The organism is uncultured Roseobacter sp. (assembly GCF_947495025.1).
Taxonomy (GTDB): domain Bacteria; phylum Pseudomonadota; class Alphaproteobacteria; order Rhodobacterales; family Rhodobacteraceae; genus Roseobacter.
Window position 1 is genome coordinate 779,836 of the sequence record NZ_CANLXG010000001.1, and the last position, 16,076, is coordinate 795,911.

At 60.8% G+C, this 16,076-nt stretch carries 10 protein-coding genes; 4 read left to right on the forward strand and 6 right to left on the reverse strand.

Going from position 1 to position 16,076, the window contains the following annotated elements; genetic code table 11:
* Window positions 1–204 precede the first annotated feature (204 nt).
* On the forward strand, window positions 205–1,461 hold the full coding sequence (locus tag Q0792_RS03885) for an amidohydrolase family protein (RefSeq protein WP_298836609.1): 1,257 nt from the start codon (window positions 205–207) through the stop codon (window positions 1,459–1,461).
* A complete protein-coding gene (locus Q0792_RS03890; protein WP_298836611.1) occupies window positions 1,445–2,848 on the forward strand; it encodes an FAD-binding oxidoreductase in 1,404 nt (467 codons plus the stop codon). The genes Q0792_RS03885 and Q0792_RS03890 overlap by 17 nt, the downstream gene beginning before the upstream one ends.
* Window positions 2,849–2,960: 112 nt before the next feature.
* Here Q0792_RS03890 and Q0792_RS03895 read toward each other — a convergent pair whose 3' ends face one another.
* The 4 genes from Q0792_RS03895 to Q0792_RS03910 all read right to left on the reverse strand — a co-directional run bounded on the left by Q0792_RS03895 (window position 2,961) and on the right by Q0792_RS03910 (window position 7,446).
* The gene (locus Q0792_RS03895) at window positions 2,961–4,079 is read right to left on the reverse strand and encodes a DUF418 domain-containing protein (protein WP_298836613.1); all 1,119 of its coding nucleotides are present in this window, start codon (window positions 4,077–4,079) and stop codon (window positions 2,961–2,963) included.
* Window positions 4,080–4,337: 258 nt separating this feature from the next.
* A complete protein-coding gene (locus Q0792_RS03900; protein WP_298836615.1) occupies window positions 4,338–5,738 on the reverse strand; it encodes a TRAP transporter large permease in 1,401 nt (466 codons plus the stop codon).
* Window positions 5,738–6,367 carry a TRAP transporter small permease subunit gene (locus Q0792_RS03905; RefSeq protein WP_298836617.1) on the reverse strand — a complete coding sequence of 210 codons (630 nt, stop codon included), beginning with the start codon at window positions 6,365–6,367 and terminating at the stop codon, window positions 5,738–5,740. The genes Q0792_RS03900 and Q0792_RS03905 overlap by 1 nt, the downstream gene beginning before the upstream one ends.
* Before the next feature lie 62 nt (window positions 6,368–6,429).
* Window positions 6,430–7,446 carry a C4-dicarboxylate TRAP transporter substrate-binding protein gene (locus Q0792_RS03910; RefSeq protein ID WP_298836619.1) on the reverse strand — a complete coding sequence of 339 codons (1,017 nt, stop codon included), beginning with the start codon at window positions 7,444–7,446 and terminating at the stop codon, window positions 6,430–6,432.
* A gap of 432 nt (window positions 7,447–7,878) precedes the next feature.
* Here Q0792_RS03910 and acs point away from each other — a divergent pair, with 432 nt between their 5' ends.
* Together acs and Q0792_RS03920 are read left to right on the forward strand one after the other, a co-directional pair.
* Window positions 7,879–9,840 carry an acetate--CoA ligase gene (gene acs, locus Q0792_RS03915; protein WP_298836621.1) on the forward strand — a complete coding sequence of 654 codons (1,962 nt, stop codon included), beginning with the start codon at window positions 7,879–7,881 and terminating at the stop codon, window positions 9,838–9,840.
* Window positions 9,841–10,024: 184 nt separating this feature from the next.
* Window positions 10,025–10,549 carry a flavin reductase family protein gene (locus Q0792_RS03920; protein ID WP_298836623.1) on the forward strand — a complete coding sequence of 175 codons (525 nt, stop codon included), beginning with the start codon at window positions 10,025–10,027 and terminating at the stop codon, window positions 10,547–10,549.
* On the opposite strand, the gene Q0792_RS03925 is transcribed toward Q0792_RS03920, so the two are convergent.
* Both Q0792_RS03925 and Q0792_RS03930 read right to left on the reverse strand, forming a co-directional pair.
* Complete coding sequence (locus Q0792_RS03925) at window positions 10,543–14,169, reverse strand: translocation/assembly module TamB domain-containing protein (protein ID WP_298836625.1); 3,627 nt, start codon at window positions 14,167–14,169, stop codon at window positions 10,543–10,545. The genes Q0792_RS03920 and Q0792_RS03925 overlap by 7 nt on opposite strands.
* Complete coding sequence (locus tag Q0792_RS03930; protein WP_298836627.1) at window positions 14,166–15,902, reverse strand: autotransporter assembly complex family protein; 1,737 nt, start codon at window positions 15,900–15,902, stop codon at window positions 14,166–14,168. Before Q0792_RS03930 ends, Q0792_RS03925 begins: the two co-directional genes overlap by 4 nt.
* Window positions 15,903–16,076 lie beyond the last annotated feature (174 nt).

Below are 16,076 nucleotides of genomic sequence, written 5' to 3' on the forward strand. Positions count from 1 at the left end.
GGGGGTGCGAAACAGCTTGCCCGGGCGGCACCCTTCTGGCACGCTTTCATCATCTCTGGCACAGAACTTCAGGGCCGTTCTTTTCTTCTGCACCGCAGGGGCAACGGAGGCATGCCATGAGTACATCTGAAAAAATTGTCGATCCCGCCCGGGCCTGTGACAGGACACAGGCATCTTTGCGACCGGTCCGCAGGGAGCGGCCTCGTGTCTGAGTACAGATCCTGTCGCCTGCCCGGCGTTGCTGTGCCGCTGAGCCTGCTTGCCGATCCTGACAGATTTGGTGGCGCTGACAACGGCGATATACGCTCCGGCACACTGATCATCGGGCCGGATCAGCCGCTACGCCTCGAACCAGGCCAAAGCAAGGATGCTGTTCGTTACATTGTGCTGCCTCAGCTTACCGAAGCGCACGTGCATCTGGACAAGTGCCACAGCATCCATCGCCTGGGACACGTCGGTGGCGATCTGGCCGCGGCCCTGGAGGCGCAGAGACGGGACAAACAAAACTGGACCGCGGAAGATCTGGAGGCACGCATGACCCGCGGACTCGCAGAACTCACCCGGGCGGGATGCGGCGCGATCCGCAGCCACATCGACTGGGCCACGGGGACGGAACGGCCCGAAGCTCCGCTGGCCTGGGAAATTCTCAGAGGGCTTACGGACAGGGCACGGGCACAAGGCACCATTCTGCAACCCGCCGCTCTGACAGGCATCACGGAAATGGCAGAGCCCGGTGCCGCAAATGCTGTTGCACGGCGCGTTGCACGGGATCGTGGCGCACTCGGCGGCTTCCTTCTGGACCATGAAAACCGCCGCGCAGGCCTGCGGGAACTGTTCAGGGCCGCTGAGCGGTTCGGCGTGCCGCTCGATTTTCACGTGGATGAAGGGCTGGACCCGTCGCTTGACGGGCTCGAGATGATTGCCGACACCGCCCTTGAAACCGGATTTCAAGGGCCGGTGCTGTGCGGGCATGCCTGCAGTCTCGCGACCCGCGATGCCGCTGACGTCATAAGGATATGCGAGAAACTGGCCCGCGCAGGCGTGGCGGTAGCCGCCCTGCCCTCGACCAACCTCTATCTGCAGGGACGGCGCAACGGGGCGCCGGTGGCGCGGGGTCTGACCCTGCTGCACGAGCTTTCCGCTGCAGGCGTGCCCACAATTATCGGCACAGACAATGTTCGGGACGCCTTCTGCCCCGTGGGCCGGCATGATCCGGTCCATTCACTGGCCCTTGCAGCGCTCGCAGGCCACCTTGATCCACCCTTTGGCCGGCATCTGAGCATGATCACAACCCACGCGCGGCGTGCCATGGGCCTGCCGGCATCAATGGTGGATGAGCTGTCACCCGCCGGCCTGATCGCGGTGAGGGCGACCGACCTTTCCGAACTGCTGGCAGGAGCCGCCCTGCCCGTTCCGCTGACTGATCTGATGAAGGAGGCACAGAATGACTTCGACAGCTGACTGGCCGCGCATCGCGGCTGAGCTTTCTCCGGTAGAGGTTTCCGATGATCCGGTAACGATCAGAAAGCGCAGCCGGGACTTTTTCTGGTACTCACCTTTGCTGAACGCACAACTGCGACGCAGTTTTGGCGATCTTGTTGCAATGCCGGCGAGCCCGAAGGAGCTGGCGCAGTGCCTGTCGGTCGCAAGCCGGCATGGCGTTCCGGTTGTCATGCGTGGTGGCGGCACCGGCAATTACGGTCAGGCCGTTCCTCTGCAGGGCGGTTTGATCATCCAGACAACCGGCATGAACCGCGTGCTGGAAATCGGTGCGGGATACGTGCGCGTGGAGGCCGGTGCGCTGATGGCCGATATCAATGCCGCGCTGAAGCCGGAGGGATATGAACTGGCCATGTTTCCCTCGACGCAGGATATCGCCACAATCGGAGGTTTTGTCGCCGGTGGCAGCGCTGGTATCGGCTCGGTTTCTAATGGTCCACTGCGCGAGAACGGAAACATCATCCGCATCCGGGCGCTGTCGGTCGAAGACTCCCCGCAGGAATATGTATTCGACGGCAACGACGTGCTGCGCATCCACCACGCCTGGGGGATCAATGGTGCAATAACAGAGATCACCCTGCGCACCGTGCCGACGCGCGACTGGATCGGCTGCATGGCAGGGTTTGACAGCTATGCCGCATGTTACGCAGCCGGCCACGCGCTTGCGAGCGCTGATGATCACGCCATCGGTCGCAAACTGTGTTCCGTGGTCGACGCGCGCATCGTTGATTACTTTCCCCGGCTTGAAGGGCATGTGCCCCGGGGCCGGCATCTTCTGGTCAGCCTTGTCCCGCGCGAACACCTGCCGGCGTTCCGGGCTCTGATGGCCGCGCAGGGCGGGAAAGTTCATCTGGCAATGGACGAGGCAGAACGTACGGAACTTAAACTGCCTCATGTGTTTGAATTCGCATATAATCACACCACACTTCAGGTGCTGAAAGCGGATCGTTCTGCAACGTATCAACAGATCGGCGTACCGGATCCCGGCGATGCAGCGCGGGTCGCGTCAATGCGCGACCGCCAGGGCGAGGACGTCTGGCCACACCACGAATTCACACGATGGGAAGGTAGTGTGATCTGTGCTGATCTGCCGATTATCTGGTACAGCACCCCAGAACGTCTGGAAGAGATCAACGCGACGTACGAAGCCGATGACTTCACCGTCTATGACGCGCATGTCTGCGCGATTGAGGGCAATCACATGCAGCCGGATTTCGGCCACCTTGCCTGGAAGAAAAGGCTTGATCCGGCGGGCCTGCTGAACCCGGGCAAATCGCATGCCTGGGAAAAAGTGCGCCACCTCAGCGCTGACGAGATCGAAGCTCTGGACTCAGTGGCGGGCCTGTGAGGCTGTTGCTGTCGCGCATCCAATGCGTAAGGCTGGCAGATCGAACCACCCCGGGATCCTTGCAACCGGGGGTGCGATCCTGAAAAACACCGGGTTCCTGCGGGTGGTCAGGTCATCCTGCGCCGGTACCGGCGTAGGTAATCCGCCTTAACAGCCACTCGAACGGGCCCAGCCTGAACCAGCTTCGCCAGACGGTCAGCGCCACGATCAGAAGGATCGTGACGAGGATCGCAATGCCCGTAGCCGTCATCCGGCTTACCTCATTCCATAACCCCAGACCGTAGGCTGAAAATACAGCCGTCAGGATAATTGACTGCCCCAGGTAAATGCTCAGACTTGATCCGCCGGCGGCCAGGACCCTGGACATTACCGGCCCGGGCGGGCGGGCCACCGCGGCGATCAGACCCAGATAGCCCAGCGTCGCAACCGGCGCGACTGCAACAGTCACAGCAGCCCCCCACCCGGCAGTGCCCCATTGCCAGATCGCAGCACCGGTCAGGCTCAGAATAACGCCAGGCAGCAGACACACCCGCCGCGCACGCAGCCAGAGCGGGTGCTGTGCATTGTCAATCATGCCCGACCTGACCGAAGCCAGGCCCAGACAGAACCAGCCCAGTGCCGAGATCCCCTGTATCAGCAGAAACAGCGGCATCGTAAACGCAAATCCTATGGTTCTGAAGGCAACGGCATCCAGAAAACCACCCTGCGCCAGGGCCGCTTCTTCGAACCGGAAAACCTCGGCTGGTGTATCCGTCGGCATCAGCAGCAAAGGCAGGCCAATGACCGGCTGAAGAACCAGCAGGACCGCACCGGCCCGGACCAGCCTGGAAACGCTCCAGTTGCGAAACAGGAATAAGACAGCGCCGGCTGCAGCGTAGATGACGAGGATGTCTCCCGGATAGAACAGGCAGCCATGCAGGAACCCCAACAGCGCCAGGCCGATCATACGGTTGCGGTAAATCCTGCCGAATGGCAGGTCTCGCCTTTCGGCGGACCGCATCAGAAACCCGAGGCCTACCCCGAACATGAAAGAGAACAGGCCGTAGGTTTTGAGCAGTGCCAGCCCGTTGACCAGCCAGACGACAATCATATCGCCAACGGTCTCTCCTGCAGGCTTCGCGAAATCATGCAGGGCGGAAAAAGCGATGAACTGTACATTCACGATGACAATCCCGAAGAGGGCGACCAGCCGCAGGTAATCCGGCATAAGAGCACGATCGTCAGTTTTCATGTCTTCAGCCTCTCTGCCTGAATATGCGAATGATCTGTGCGTCACCGGAGGGTTGTTGTCTCAGCCAACGCCTGTGCCGAGCCGGCCGTCCTGTGCTGAACAGCAATACTTCAGGCGAAACCCGGTTCCCCACCCTAGCCACGATCAGGCTATCAGGGGAAGTGTCCGCAAACAAAGGAGCCCACCCGAGCCTTCTTTTGTCCGCATGCCTGCCCATCCCGCAGCAACGGGATGGCAGCACATCCGCAGTGCGCGTTGTCAGCCCGCCAGGGACGGCAGAAACAATACGATACCCGGGAAGGCGACCAGCAGTGCAATGGTGACCCCGTCCGCGACAAAAAACGGTGTCACACCCTTGAAGACATCCTGGACAGTCAGATCGTCGCGCACGCCGGCGACCACGAAACAGTTCAGGCCAATGGGCGGCGTGATCAGACAGAATTCGGCCATCTTGACCACAAGGATACCGAACCAGATCGCGCACATGGGTCCTGACATACCAAACGCACTGTCAGCAGCGCTGACAAATTCGCCGCCATTCAGCGCCATGACTGCCGGATAGACCACCGGCAGGGTCAGCAGCAGCATACCGATCGCATCCATGAACATCCCCAGCACCGCATAGGCCAGCAGGATACAGATCAGGATCAGCATCGGTGACATCTCCAGGCCGGTGATCCAGTCGGAAAAAGCCTCTGGCAGTTCGGCAAAACCCAGAAACCGGACATAGACCAGCACGCCCCAGATGATCGAGAAAATCATCACAGTGAGTTTGGCCGTATCCAGCAGTGCCACTTTAAGCTGCTTCCAGCGCATGCCGCGGTACAGCGCCATCAGAAAGATGATGAAAGCACCGATGGCCCCACCCTCGGTCGGTGTACCCCAGGCATCGCCAAACGGGTTGTAGACAAAGAAGATGATGATCACGACCACGGCCAGAATGGGAAGCGCGGGTGGCAGGGATTCAAATTTTTCCCGCCAGGTAAAGCCGCCCACCGGTGGACCGACGTTTTTGAAAACAACCGCAATACCGATGATCAGCACGGCATATACCACGGCCGAAAACATTCCCGGCAGGAAACCCGCCAGCAGCAGTTTGCCCACGTCCTGTTCCACAATGATCGCATAGATGACCAGAATGGCTGACGGCGGGATCAGGGATGCAAGAGTCCCGCCTGCAGCAACCACGCCGGCTGCAAACTGTTTGTTGTAGCCGATCTTGAGCATCTCGGGGATGGCGATCCGCGCAAAGACGGCTGCAGTCGCGACCGACGCGCCCGAAACAGCGGCAAAACCTGCAGTTGCAAAGACCGTCGAAACGGCCAGCCCGCCAGGCACCCAGGCGATCCAGCGCTTGGCAGCTGTGAACAGAGCCGTCGTGAGTTTCGCATGATAGGCCAGATAGCCGATCATGATAAAGACCGGGATCAGGCTGAGCACCTGCGCGGACACTTTGGAGTGCGGCGTCAGACCCGCGATTTTGACGCTGATCTCCAGTGCCTTGCCGAACCGCTCGGGGTCATAGTCAAACCCGTTCCAGCGCAGCCAGACGAGGCCCACAAAACCCGCAAGACCTGCAGCAAAGGCCACGCGCATGCCGAGCACGACCATCACCAGCAGGCCACCGCTGACCCACAGTCCGATTTCAATGGGTTCCATCAGTCCGAGCCCTCCAGCGCTTCGGCCTCAAGCCGGGCCTGCTCTGCAACGGACAGGTTCAGAGGTACGGCAACCGGGTTTTCAAGACCCAGCACAAACGCACGTCCATAACCCCAGGCCTGCAGGAGCAGCCGCAGCACCAGCACGGCAAACGCGATCGGCACCACCAGTTTCGAGGGCCAGATCGGGATGCCGATATCGATCGAGCTGTCCCGGCTGCAGAGCGGACGCGCGCAGTCAAAGGAGCGGTCAAAGTGATCCCAGGCGCCCCATGTCAGGGCCACGATCAGCACCAGGATCAACAGCACCGAGAGCAGTTCGAAAAACCACAGGACCCGGCCCCTGAGCGCGCTGACCAGCATGTCCATGCGCACGTGCGTGCCGTCACGCTGGACATAGGAAATGCCCATGATCGCAATGATCGGCATCATCGCCTCGATGTAGTCCACGTAACCGGCCATCGGGGATGCAAAGAACTTGCGCCCGGTCACCGACCAGGCCGCCAGAAACATCAGCGAAAAGATTGCCAGTCCGCTCAGCAGCGCACAGAAGCGCTCAAGCGGCAGTAGTGCGCGGTCCAGCCGGCTCAGCAGGCTGGAGTCTTCGAGCACTGCAGCAGATCCTGCCATTGCCCTTCCCCCCGGTTAGTTTTCCTGAAAAGGGCCGCCCCCTGAGGGACGGCCCGGAAGGATCAGCTGCCGCCTTTGGCTTCAGCAAGTGCGTTTACGACCAGGTCGTAAAGCTCCTGGCCCGGCAGGCCCTGGGCTTCCATATCTGCGATCCACGCATTTTTGGCCGGCTCGGCTGCAATCGTGCGGAACTCCGCAATCACCGCAGGGTCAATCTCGACCTTCTGAACGCCCTTCTCCTCGAGCACGGAATCCCAGCGCTCCAGCAGTTCGGCGTAGTTGGCCAGATAGTGCGCGATGGCTTCATCAACCGAGCTGTCCAGCGCTTCGCGATGAGCGTCCGACAGCGACTCGTAGGCGTCGATGTTCACAACAACCGGGCAGTTCACGGTGCCGGGGTTGAGGTTCGCCGTCCACCAGTCCGCCTGGTTGATCGTGCCAAAGCTCAGATGCGCGTGCTGGGCGAAGGCTACTGTGTCGACCACCCCGCCTTCCATCGCCTGATAGGCTTCGGTTGCTGTTACCGATGTGGGAACACCACCAACCGCTTTGAACGCCTCGCCCAGACCACCGGTCGCGCGAACACGCATGCCTTCGAAATCGGCCAGCTCATCGCGGGGCTCGCCCGTGCCAACCAGGTTGTACTGCGGCATCGGTGAGGTCATCAGCAGTTTTGCGTTCCACTGCGCCATCTCTTCGGTCGCGGCCGGGTGCGCATAGACGGCCTTGGAAACTGCCACTTCCTGCTCCAGGTTCTCAACGCCAAGGAACGGCAGTTCGAGAACAGTGATCACACGGTTCTTGTCACGGTGATAGCCCGCGCAGAACTGTGCCATCTCAAAAGCACCGATAGAAATACCGTCAAGGTTTTCACGGTTCTTGCTCAGACCGCCATAGCTGACGTTCATTGTGAACTCGCCGCCGGTCTTTTCGGACACCAGTTCAGCGAGCTTTTCGACATGCTCAGTGAATGCGCGGCGTTTACCCCAGACGGAAACGTTCCATTCGGTTGCAGCGGCTTCGGTTACAAATGCAAAGCTGATAGCGCCGACAGCTGCGGCGCAGAGATATCTGTTCATGTGTTTCTCCCTGTTTGCACGCCTCATCCGGGGCGCGCTTGACGCAAAACTAGTGCCGCAGACGCCTGGTGCCAAGCCCTGAAAAGTGATTGTCGCATCCGGAGCACCCGCCGCGTGCAGTTCCGGCAGCAACTGCCCGAATTCCGGGAATGCTGCAGAGCAGAACAGCGCAGGATGCCAGCCTCCGCACCTGCTCCGGATTGACAGGCAATACGTGGGAAAGACGGGAGTTTTTGGCATCACCGGCAATTCGTTTACAGATGCCGCAGGCGCACAATCAAGTAATTTACAATTAAACCCTTATATTCCGGAGGGTTATTCACTTCTTTTCAAATACCGGTATGATCCGCTCAGCACTGACCGGCGGAGAGGTCTGTTCTGCGTAACAGGCAACCGCAGTGCAACGAATGAAACTTCAGGGGGGACACCTTCATGGCCGACACCGGTTCCGCGCAAAAAACCTTTCCACCTTCTGCCGAGATGGCTGCAAACGCCCACGTCAACGGCGCAGCGTATGAGGAGATGTATGCCGCATCCATCAGCGATCCGGATGGGTTCTGGCGCAGGGAGGCGAACCGTATCGACTGGATGAAACCGTTCAGCCAGGTGCGGGATGTTGATTTTTCCCTTGGCAATGTCTCGATCAACTGGTTTGCCGATGGCACGCTGAATGTCGCCGCAAACTGCATCGACCGGCACCTTGAGACACGCGGCGATCAGACCGCGATCATCTGGGAGCCTGACAGCCCCGAAGAAGACGCACGGCAAATTACCTATACCGAGTTGCACGCGTCTGTCTGCAAAATGGCCAATGTTCTGAAAGATCTTGGCGTCACAAAGGGCGACCGGGTCATCATCTATATGCCCATGATCCCCGAAGCGGCCTATGCCATGCTGGCCTGCGCGCGGATCGGTGCAATCCATTCCATTGTTTTTGCCGGGTTCTCTCCGGATGCCCTGGCTGCCCGCGTGAACGGCTGCGAAGCAAAAGTGGTTATCACAGCCGACGAGGCGCCACGCGGCGGTCGGAACACACCGCTCAAGTCCAACGCCGATCAGGCGCTGCTGCACTGTTCTGACAAAGTGAAATGCCTCGTGGTGAAACGCACTGGCGGCCAGACCACCTGGATCGACGGCCGGGACGTTGACTACTATGCAATGGCGGCCGATGCCTCTGCCGACTGCCCGCCCGAGGAAATGGGGGCTGAGGATCCGCTCTTTATCCTCTATACGTCCGGCTCTACCGGTCAGCCCAAGGGTGTTGTTCACACGACCGGTGGCTACCTCGTTTATGCGGCCATGACCCATGAAATCACCTTCGATTACCATGATGGCGATATCTACTGGTGCACGGCCGATGTTGGCTGGGTCACCGGGCACAGCTATATCGTCTATGGCCCGCTCGCCAACGGTGCCACAACGCTGATGTTCGAGGGTGTGCCAACCTGGCCGGACGCCTCGCGGTTCTGGCAGGTCTGCGAAAAACATAAGGTAAACCAGTTCTACACCGCACCGACAGCCATTCGTGCGCTGATGGGTCAGGGCAAAGAATTCGTTGAAAAATGTGACCTGAGTTCCCTCAGACTACTGGGCACCGTCGGAGAACCCATCAACCCCGAAGCCTGGACCTGGTACAATGATGTGGTCGGCAAGGGTAACTGTCCGATTGTGGATACCTGGTGGCAGACAGAAACGGGCGGGCATCTGATGACACCGCTGCCCGGCGCACATGCCATGAAGCCCGGCTCGGCGATGAAACCATTCTTTGGCATCCGGCCTGTGGTTCTCGAACCGGCCTCCGGTGAAGTTATCGAGGGCAACGATGTCGAAGGCGTTCTGTGCATCACCGACAGCTGGCCCGGTCAGATGCGCACGGTCTGGGGTGATCACGAGCGGTTCGAAAAAACCTATTTCGCAGATTACGAGGGTTATTACTTTACCGGTGACGGCTGCAAGCGGGATGCAGATGGCGACTACTGGATCACCGGTCGTGTGGATGATGTGATCAACGTCTCGGGTCACCGGATGGGCACCGCCGAGGTGGAAAGCGCACTGGTCGCGCATACCAGGGTCGCCGAAGCAGCCGTGGTCGGTTACCCGCATGACATCAAGGGCCAGGGCATTTACTGTTATGTGACCCTGATGGGCGGCGAGGAACCGACCGAGGAACTGCGCAAAGAGCTGCGCACCTGGGTCCGTCAGGAAATCGGCCCGATCGCCAGCCCGGATCTGATCCAGTGGGCGCCCGGTCTGCCCAAGACACGGTCGGGTAAAATCATGCGCCGCATCCTGCGCAAGATTGCCGAAAACGATTATGGAGCGCTGGGAGATACGTCCACGCTTGCAGATCCCTCTGTCGTCGACGATCTGATCGAAAACCGCATGAACCGCTGACAACAGCACTTCAGTAAAGGACGCGCGGGGCCCCGGCGCCGCGCGTCTGATTTTCCGGCAGGGATGTTTTTCCCATATCGCGCCTTGCCGGCATCCGCGCGGGGGTTACCTCTCGGGTACCCCGACCGGAGCTCACCCAGATGATGACCAGAACCCTCTGCCCGGCTGTTCAGGATCGCGCCCTGTGAGTGGCGCGCCGGACAGTTTTGTACCTGCCCCCGAACGCAGCGCCGATCTGCGCCGCGCTTTTGGCTGTTACGGCACCGGGGTCACGATCATAACCACCGAACTTGAAGACGGACCACTTGGCATGACGGCCAACTCGTTCTCTTCGGTCTCTCTGGATCCCGCGCTGGTCCTGTGGTGCCCTGCCAGGTCCTCGCGCCGCCATGACGCTTTTGTCACAGCAAAGCGGTTCTGCATCCACGTGCTGAACGCAGAGCAGCTGCACGTCGCAAAACACTTTGCCGGTCAGGGCGATGGTTTCAGCGCATCAGACTGGGCGCCGGGTGCGCGCGGAACGCCGGAACTGCGCGGATGTCTGGCAGAGTTTCATTGCGAAACGCATGCGGTGCACCCCGCGGGCGATCATTCCCTTGTTCTGGGGCTGGTGACGCGTGTCTGTCTGCACAACCCCGATGCCCCGGGACTGCTTTTTGACCGCGGCCGTTTCGGACACTTTTCAGACCACCGGCCAGCGGGTCAGTAATCGCGCTCAAAAAAGATGCCGACACCGGTATTGCCGTTTCCATCAACCGATCCACGCGCGGTAAAGGAGTCTGTCAGGTCAATATTGAGCGAAATCTCAGAGTCTCCCCCCGAACTTGTGACATCCGTATAGACGTTGTCCGAGATGTATTTCCCGGCGCGCACCTCTGTTTCGCCGTCGTCGTTGGTGGTGATATCAAAGTCATCAAGGCCAAAGCCCTGACGCAGCTGCCCAATCAGACCAATACCGCTGCGACCGGCCACGGTTGCCACAGCATTTGCCAGCTGCAGCGCCTGAAAAGCGGACAGCTGGCTGAGGCTGCGTCCGAAAAGGAGCTGGGCCAGCACTTCGTCTTCGGGTGCGGCGGGGTCAGACACAAAAGACACTTCCAGATCATCAGCTGCACCCTCAAGCACAATGCTGGCCGTGCCGTCACGCGTGGTCGATGTCGTTACAAAGCGAATGTAGGGTGTCAGGCCGCCCAGAAACTGCACGGTACCTTCGGTCAGATCAAAACGTTTGGCCAGAATATCCAGCCTGCCACGGATCAGGTTGAACTCACCCGCCGAGATAATCCGCGCAGTATTGCCGGTGATTTCAAGACCGCCGCCCAGTTCCGCATCAAGCCCGCGACCCCGTACAAAAATCCGTCCCGGTGCATTCACCTGAATGCCCAGCCCGTAAACCGCACCACCCGACCCTGCGGACTGTCCGTCGCTCTGGGTTTGGGGAACAACGTCAGCGCGCTGCCGCGTGACGTTGACCTCACGCGGTGCGCCAACATGTGCTATCGGCGGAATATCACCAATGCTGGTCAGTCCGGTGGAAGGCACTGATATCGTCGTCTCGCCGATATTGATCTGCCCGGTAATTCGGGCACCGCCACTGAGCGGACCGTCAATTCCGATCGCACCGTTCAGTGTGGTCGTGTAAAGGCGCGGGTCGGTCAGTACCGTGTTGCGCAGCAGAATTTCCAGATCGGCGGGCAGTGATCCACCAAGCCCCAGACTGCCCGACGCCTCGATGCGTCCACCAGAGACGACATCTCCGCCCAAATCAATCTGTGCGGTTCCGTTGTTAAACGCCACGGTTGTGTCCAGCCCGGTCAGCCCCAGACGCAGATTTGGCGCAGTAAAGGTGGCATCACTGGTCGTGATGCGGCCACTGACGGCAGAAAGGCCCGGTGCGCCCCTGAGAGCCAGATCAAACTGCGCCTCACCCAGGAGGCTGCGCGGCGCAAGAAACGGCTGCGCGAGGCCCAGCGGCAACGCACCGGCCACCGCCAGATCAAGGTTCCCGTCCTGCGCGACAGTCCCGGCGACATTTGCCTGAGTGCCAGATGGCCCGCGCACGTCCGTATCCACACGCCAGTCCTCTCCTGCGCGTGCGGCACGCCCGGTCAGGTTCAGAGGTCCCCGGATCTCGGGCACCAGAACGCCGATATCCGGCAGGTCCAGCACAAAATCCACAGCCGCGTCAGGCCCGGTCGCGAGACCTTTGACCACCACATCTGCACCGAACGGGCCTCCGGCGGTCGCATCCACTCGGTAACCGCTCTCCGCCTGCCAGATCCGTGCCGCTGCGTCCAGCGGTCCGGACACCTGCGGGACCAGCGCACTGATCTCCGGCAGCCTGACCGTTACGGTCATGTCCGCGTCGGGCCCTGTCACAAGGCCGTTCACCGTCACCCTGCCATCATAGGGAGCATCGATGCCGCCATCCACTGACCAGCCCCTGGCATCCTGAGTGGCATCAGCAACGATGATGACAGGTCCCTCGTACTGCGGAAGAACCAGGGCCACATCCGACAGCGCCGCCCGCCCGCGGACACTGCTGTTACCGCTTTGCAGCGAAGCGTCTGCCGCCACATCCAGAGCCGCATTCCTGAGCAGAAGGTTCTCGACAAACGTCCCGGACTGATCACGCAACGCCCGCAGGGACAGCTCTGTCTGTCCGGCCATGACGCTGTCTGCCTGGGATATACCAACGCCGATGTCCTGTGTATTGCCGGCAATCCGCAGATCAAAGGTACCGGCCAGCGGCGTTATCATGCCTGCGACAGTCAGATCGGCGGCACCGGAAAGATCCTGACCTGCCAGTGGTGCAAACCGTGTCAGGTCTTCGGCCTGGACCGTGAGGTCGAGCCGCGTCGGAAAGCCATCGCCCAGCCCGCGGATAATGATATCACCATCCAGCGCGTAGTCTTCACCCCCGAGGTTGAGATCGCTGATCCGGATTGGCTGGTCTTCGATATAGTTGATTTCCGCGCGGCCGGTAATGCTGTCACCAAGTGCGCGGGCGACGTCGGGGTCGTTCAGTTCAATACCCGTCGCCGCCAGGTCGAGATCCGTCAGCAGCTGACCGATGCTGCCCGGCGTGCCTTCGAGCGTGCCATCCAGCGACAGCAGGGTCCGGTCGATCCGGACATCCTTCTGTACCAGATCGCGGATATCAAAGGCCCCTTTCAGCGCGTCACCATTGCCTGCGTCGAAATCCACCGACAGCGTTACTGCGCTGATGGTCGTACCCGCATCCGTTCCAGGCAGAACAACCGGCGCACCGCCCCGGCCAATCTGACCGTCAACGTCGATAAAGGCAGGCCATCCGTCCTCGTTTATCCGCACCCTGCCCTGCAGTTGCGCGGCCTCGGCGCGCAGAGCAAAGCTGTCCACAGAAATCGCTCCGGCAGCTTCGATCAGAGTGTCGGCTGTCAGACCAACATCCGTGCCAAAGAAGTCCCGGTACTCCGGCGCCAGCACAGCGGTAATGTCGCCGCCAATGTCTGCCACAATCCGCCTGTCAGGTGCCGCACCTTCGGTGGCCGGTGCCAGAGCGGTCAGCCGGACCTGTCCTTCCATCCTCGGCGCGTCATCAGTCGCAAGCCGGATGTCAGTGGTAAAGTCATCAAGAGGCCCCTCGCCGGCGACGGTCAGATCAACAGAAGGGTCACCAGGCAGACTGAGCAGGTGTGACGCTATCCCGCCGGCTTCTTCGCTCAGGTCCAGGTCAAGCAGCACAATCTCCGTCTCGCGGGCAAATCCAGCGCGCAGACCGAACCGCCCGGCAGCACCGTCGAGCCTGTCCGCCGTCAGATCAAGCTGCAACCCGTCGTCATCCAGACGCGCTGAGGCCTGCACCTGAAGTACAGTCTCCTCACCCAGAAGCGGCGCTCCGAGCACGATGCGCTCCACCTCAAAGGCCTCGATGTTTATGCTGACAGGCAGTTCCGGCAGCGCAAATCCCGTGGCCTCCGCCGCCGGCAGTTCCTCGGTCTCCCCGGCCTCTGGCAGACGCGGCAGCTCCAGTGACGCCGCACTGAGCCGGTCAACCTGCAGCCGGCCGCGCAGCAGTGCAGCCCGGCTCCAGTTCAGTGTCACGTCCTCAAGTGTCAGCCAGACGCCGGAATCATCCGCAATCGTCATACTGTCAAAGGAGGCCTCGGAACTCAGCGCACCGCGAAAACCTCTGATCTGCACATCGCGGCCCGCACCGGACAGAGCACCCTCTATCGTGCGGGTCAGAAAGCCGCCCCCGTCCTCGTCCCCGTTATCCTGAGCGATGGACGTGACCGGAAAAAGACATACCAGCAGGCAGATCAGGAGATGTGAGAGTCGTTTCAAAACGATTGTCCTATGCCGATATAGAGCTGAAAGGCTGCAGCATCGTCACTGCCTGATGTTGCCGTTCCCAGGTCAACGCGGATGGGGCCGATTCCGGTGGCATAGCGCAGGCCGACACCTGCCCCCGTCTGCCATTCCCCCGAGCCGTCGGGAAAGGATTCCGCACCGATGTATCCGGCGTCGAAAAAGCCCACGTACCCCAGATTGCCACTGCTGCGGAACCGAAGCTCTGCGGTGAAGCCCAGAAATGATCGCCCCCCGACTTCCCGTCCGCCGCCCAGATCAACGCCGAGTGACTGGAAGTCATGACCACGCACCGTGCCGCCGCCGCCGGAATAAAACAGGAAATCCGCAGGCGCTACGTTCAGCGCGGGACCCGCGACAGACCCCAGCTGCACCCGCAGGGCCAGAGTTGTGTTCCGGTCACTGCCGAATGTGCGGTAGCCGCGCAGATCAGCCGTCGTCAGCAGCCCGTTGTCAGCACCAGAGAGCGCGAGAAAGGGTGTCAGTTCCACATCTGCATAAAATCCCCGGCGGGCATCCAGTGGCCGGTCTCGATAGTCAAATGTCGCACCAGCCGGCACCAGAAAAAGCGTGTAGTCCGCCTCGCCAAAGTCATCGCGCGTTGTTGCGCGGCGCAGACCGAGTCCGAGACGGTAGCTGCGCTGGTCAGATGCAGTACGCTCGATGCCTGCCTCGAGCGTCAGCTGTCTTGAAAAGAAACTGACCTGATCAAGCTGCTCGATCTCTGTGAGCGCATAAAACCCGGTGTCCTCGTTAAAGGTCGCCGGCCGGTCAAACCGCGTCTCAATCCTGTAGTCAGTACCACCTGTTTCGCCACCGATACCTTTTATTTCACCCTCGACCCGCAGGCGTTCTGCTCCGCCAAACAGGTTCCGGTGCAGCCAGAATGCGCTCAGGGTAATGCCCTCGACTGTCGCCAGCTCGGCGCCGAACCCGAAACGACGCGGTTTTGCATCTGCAACACGCGCTGTAACAGGCAGCTCATCGCCCGCAACCGGGCCTTCGGCTTCCACCATGGCAACCGAACTGAAGGCGCCGGTGCGCCGCAGCCGGTCACCGGACTTTCGCAGCTCTTCGGGAGAAAAGACCTCTCCCTCAGGCAGGCCTGCGATCTCCAGAATGCGCTCGCGCCGGACGGTGCTTTCACCTTTGATGTCCAGCGGACCGAAGCGGAACTTCCGGCCCGGATCCAGCACCAGATCGGCGTTGATTTCCTGTTGTGAATGGCGGGCTGTCAGAGACTGACTTTCCAGGGCAGCACGGGCGTAGCCTGCGTTACGCCATCCATCCACGCCTGCACCGACCGCCGACTTGAGAACACCGAGACCGGCGATTTCTCCGCTGGCAAATCCTTCGGGCAGATCCGTGTCCGGTGCCAGCGGAGCAATATTTGCGCGGCCGAACCGGAAAACCCGGCCTGGCGTAATCGTGATCACCGCCTGTCTGACGGCAGCAGGCGGATTTACCGGGGGAATTGCGGCAGCCTCACGCCCGTCCAGTGCTATATCGATTGCCGCACCGAAATAACCCGCATCATAGAGCACCGCGAGCAGGCGCTGATAATCCGCCTGAGCAGTGGAGACGATCTCCTGGGGGGAAACAGCCTGCTCTCCGGCAGCCTGCTCAACCAGCAGCGAACCGCCTTCGAGCTGCGCACGCAGGGCATCATCAATGTTACCCCTGATCTGGACGTCGAAGGCCCGTGCCACTCCTGTGGCCAGGAAAATGCAAATCGTTACCGCACAAAAAACACTGACCAGGCCACGGAGGGCCATCGTCTTACATCGCATATTCCGCCCCCAGGCAGCTGAGTGAGCAGCGCGGCCGGCAGAACCGCACCCTGTTACGGTCATGTGTAACGGAGCGGGGCACCGGACTGCAAA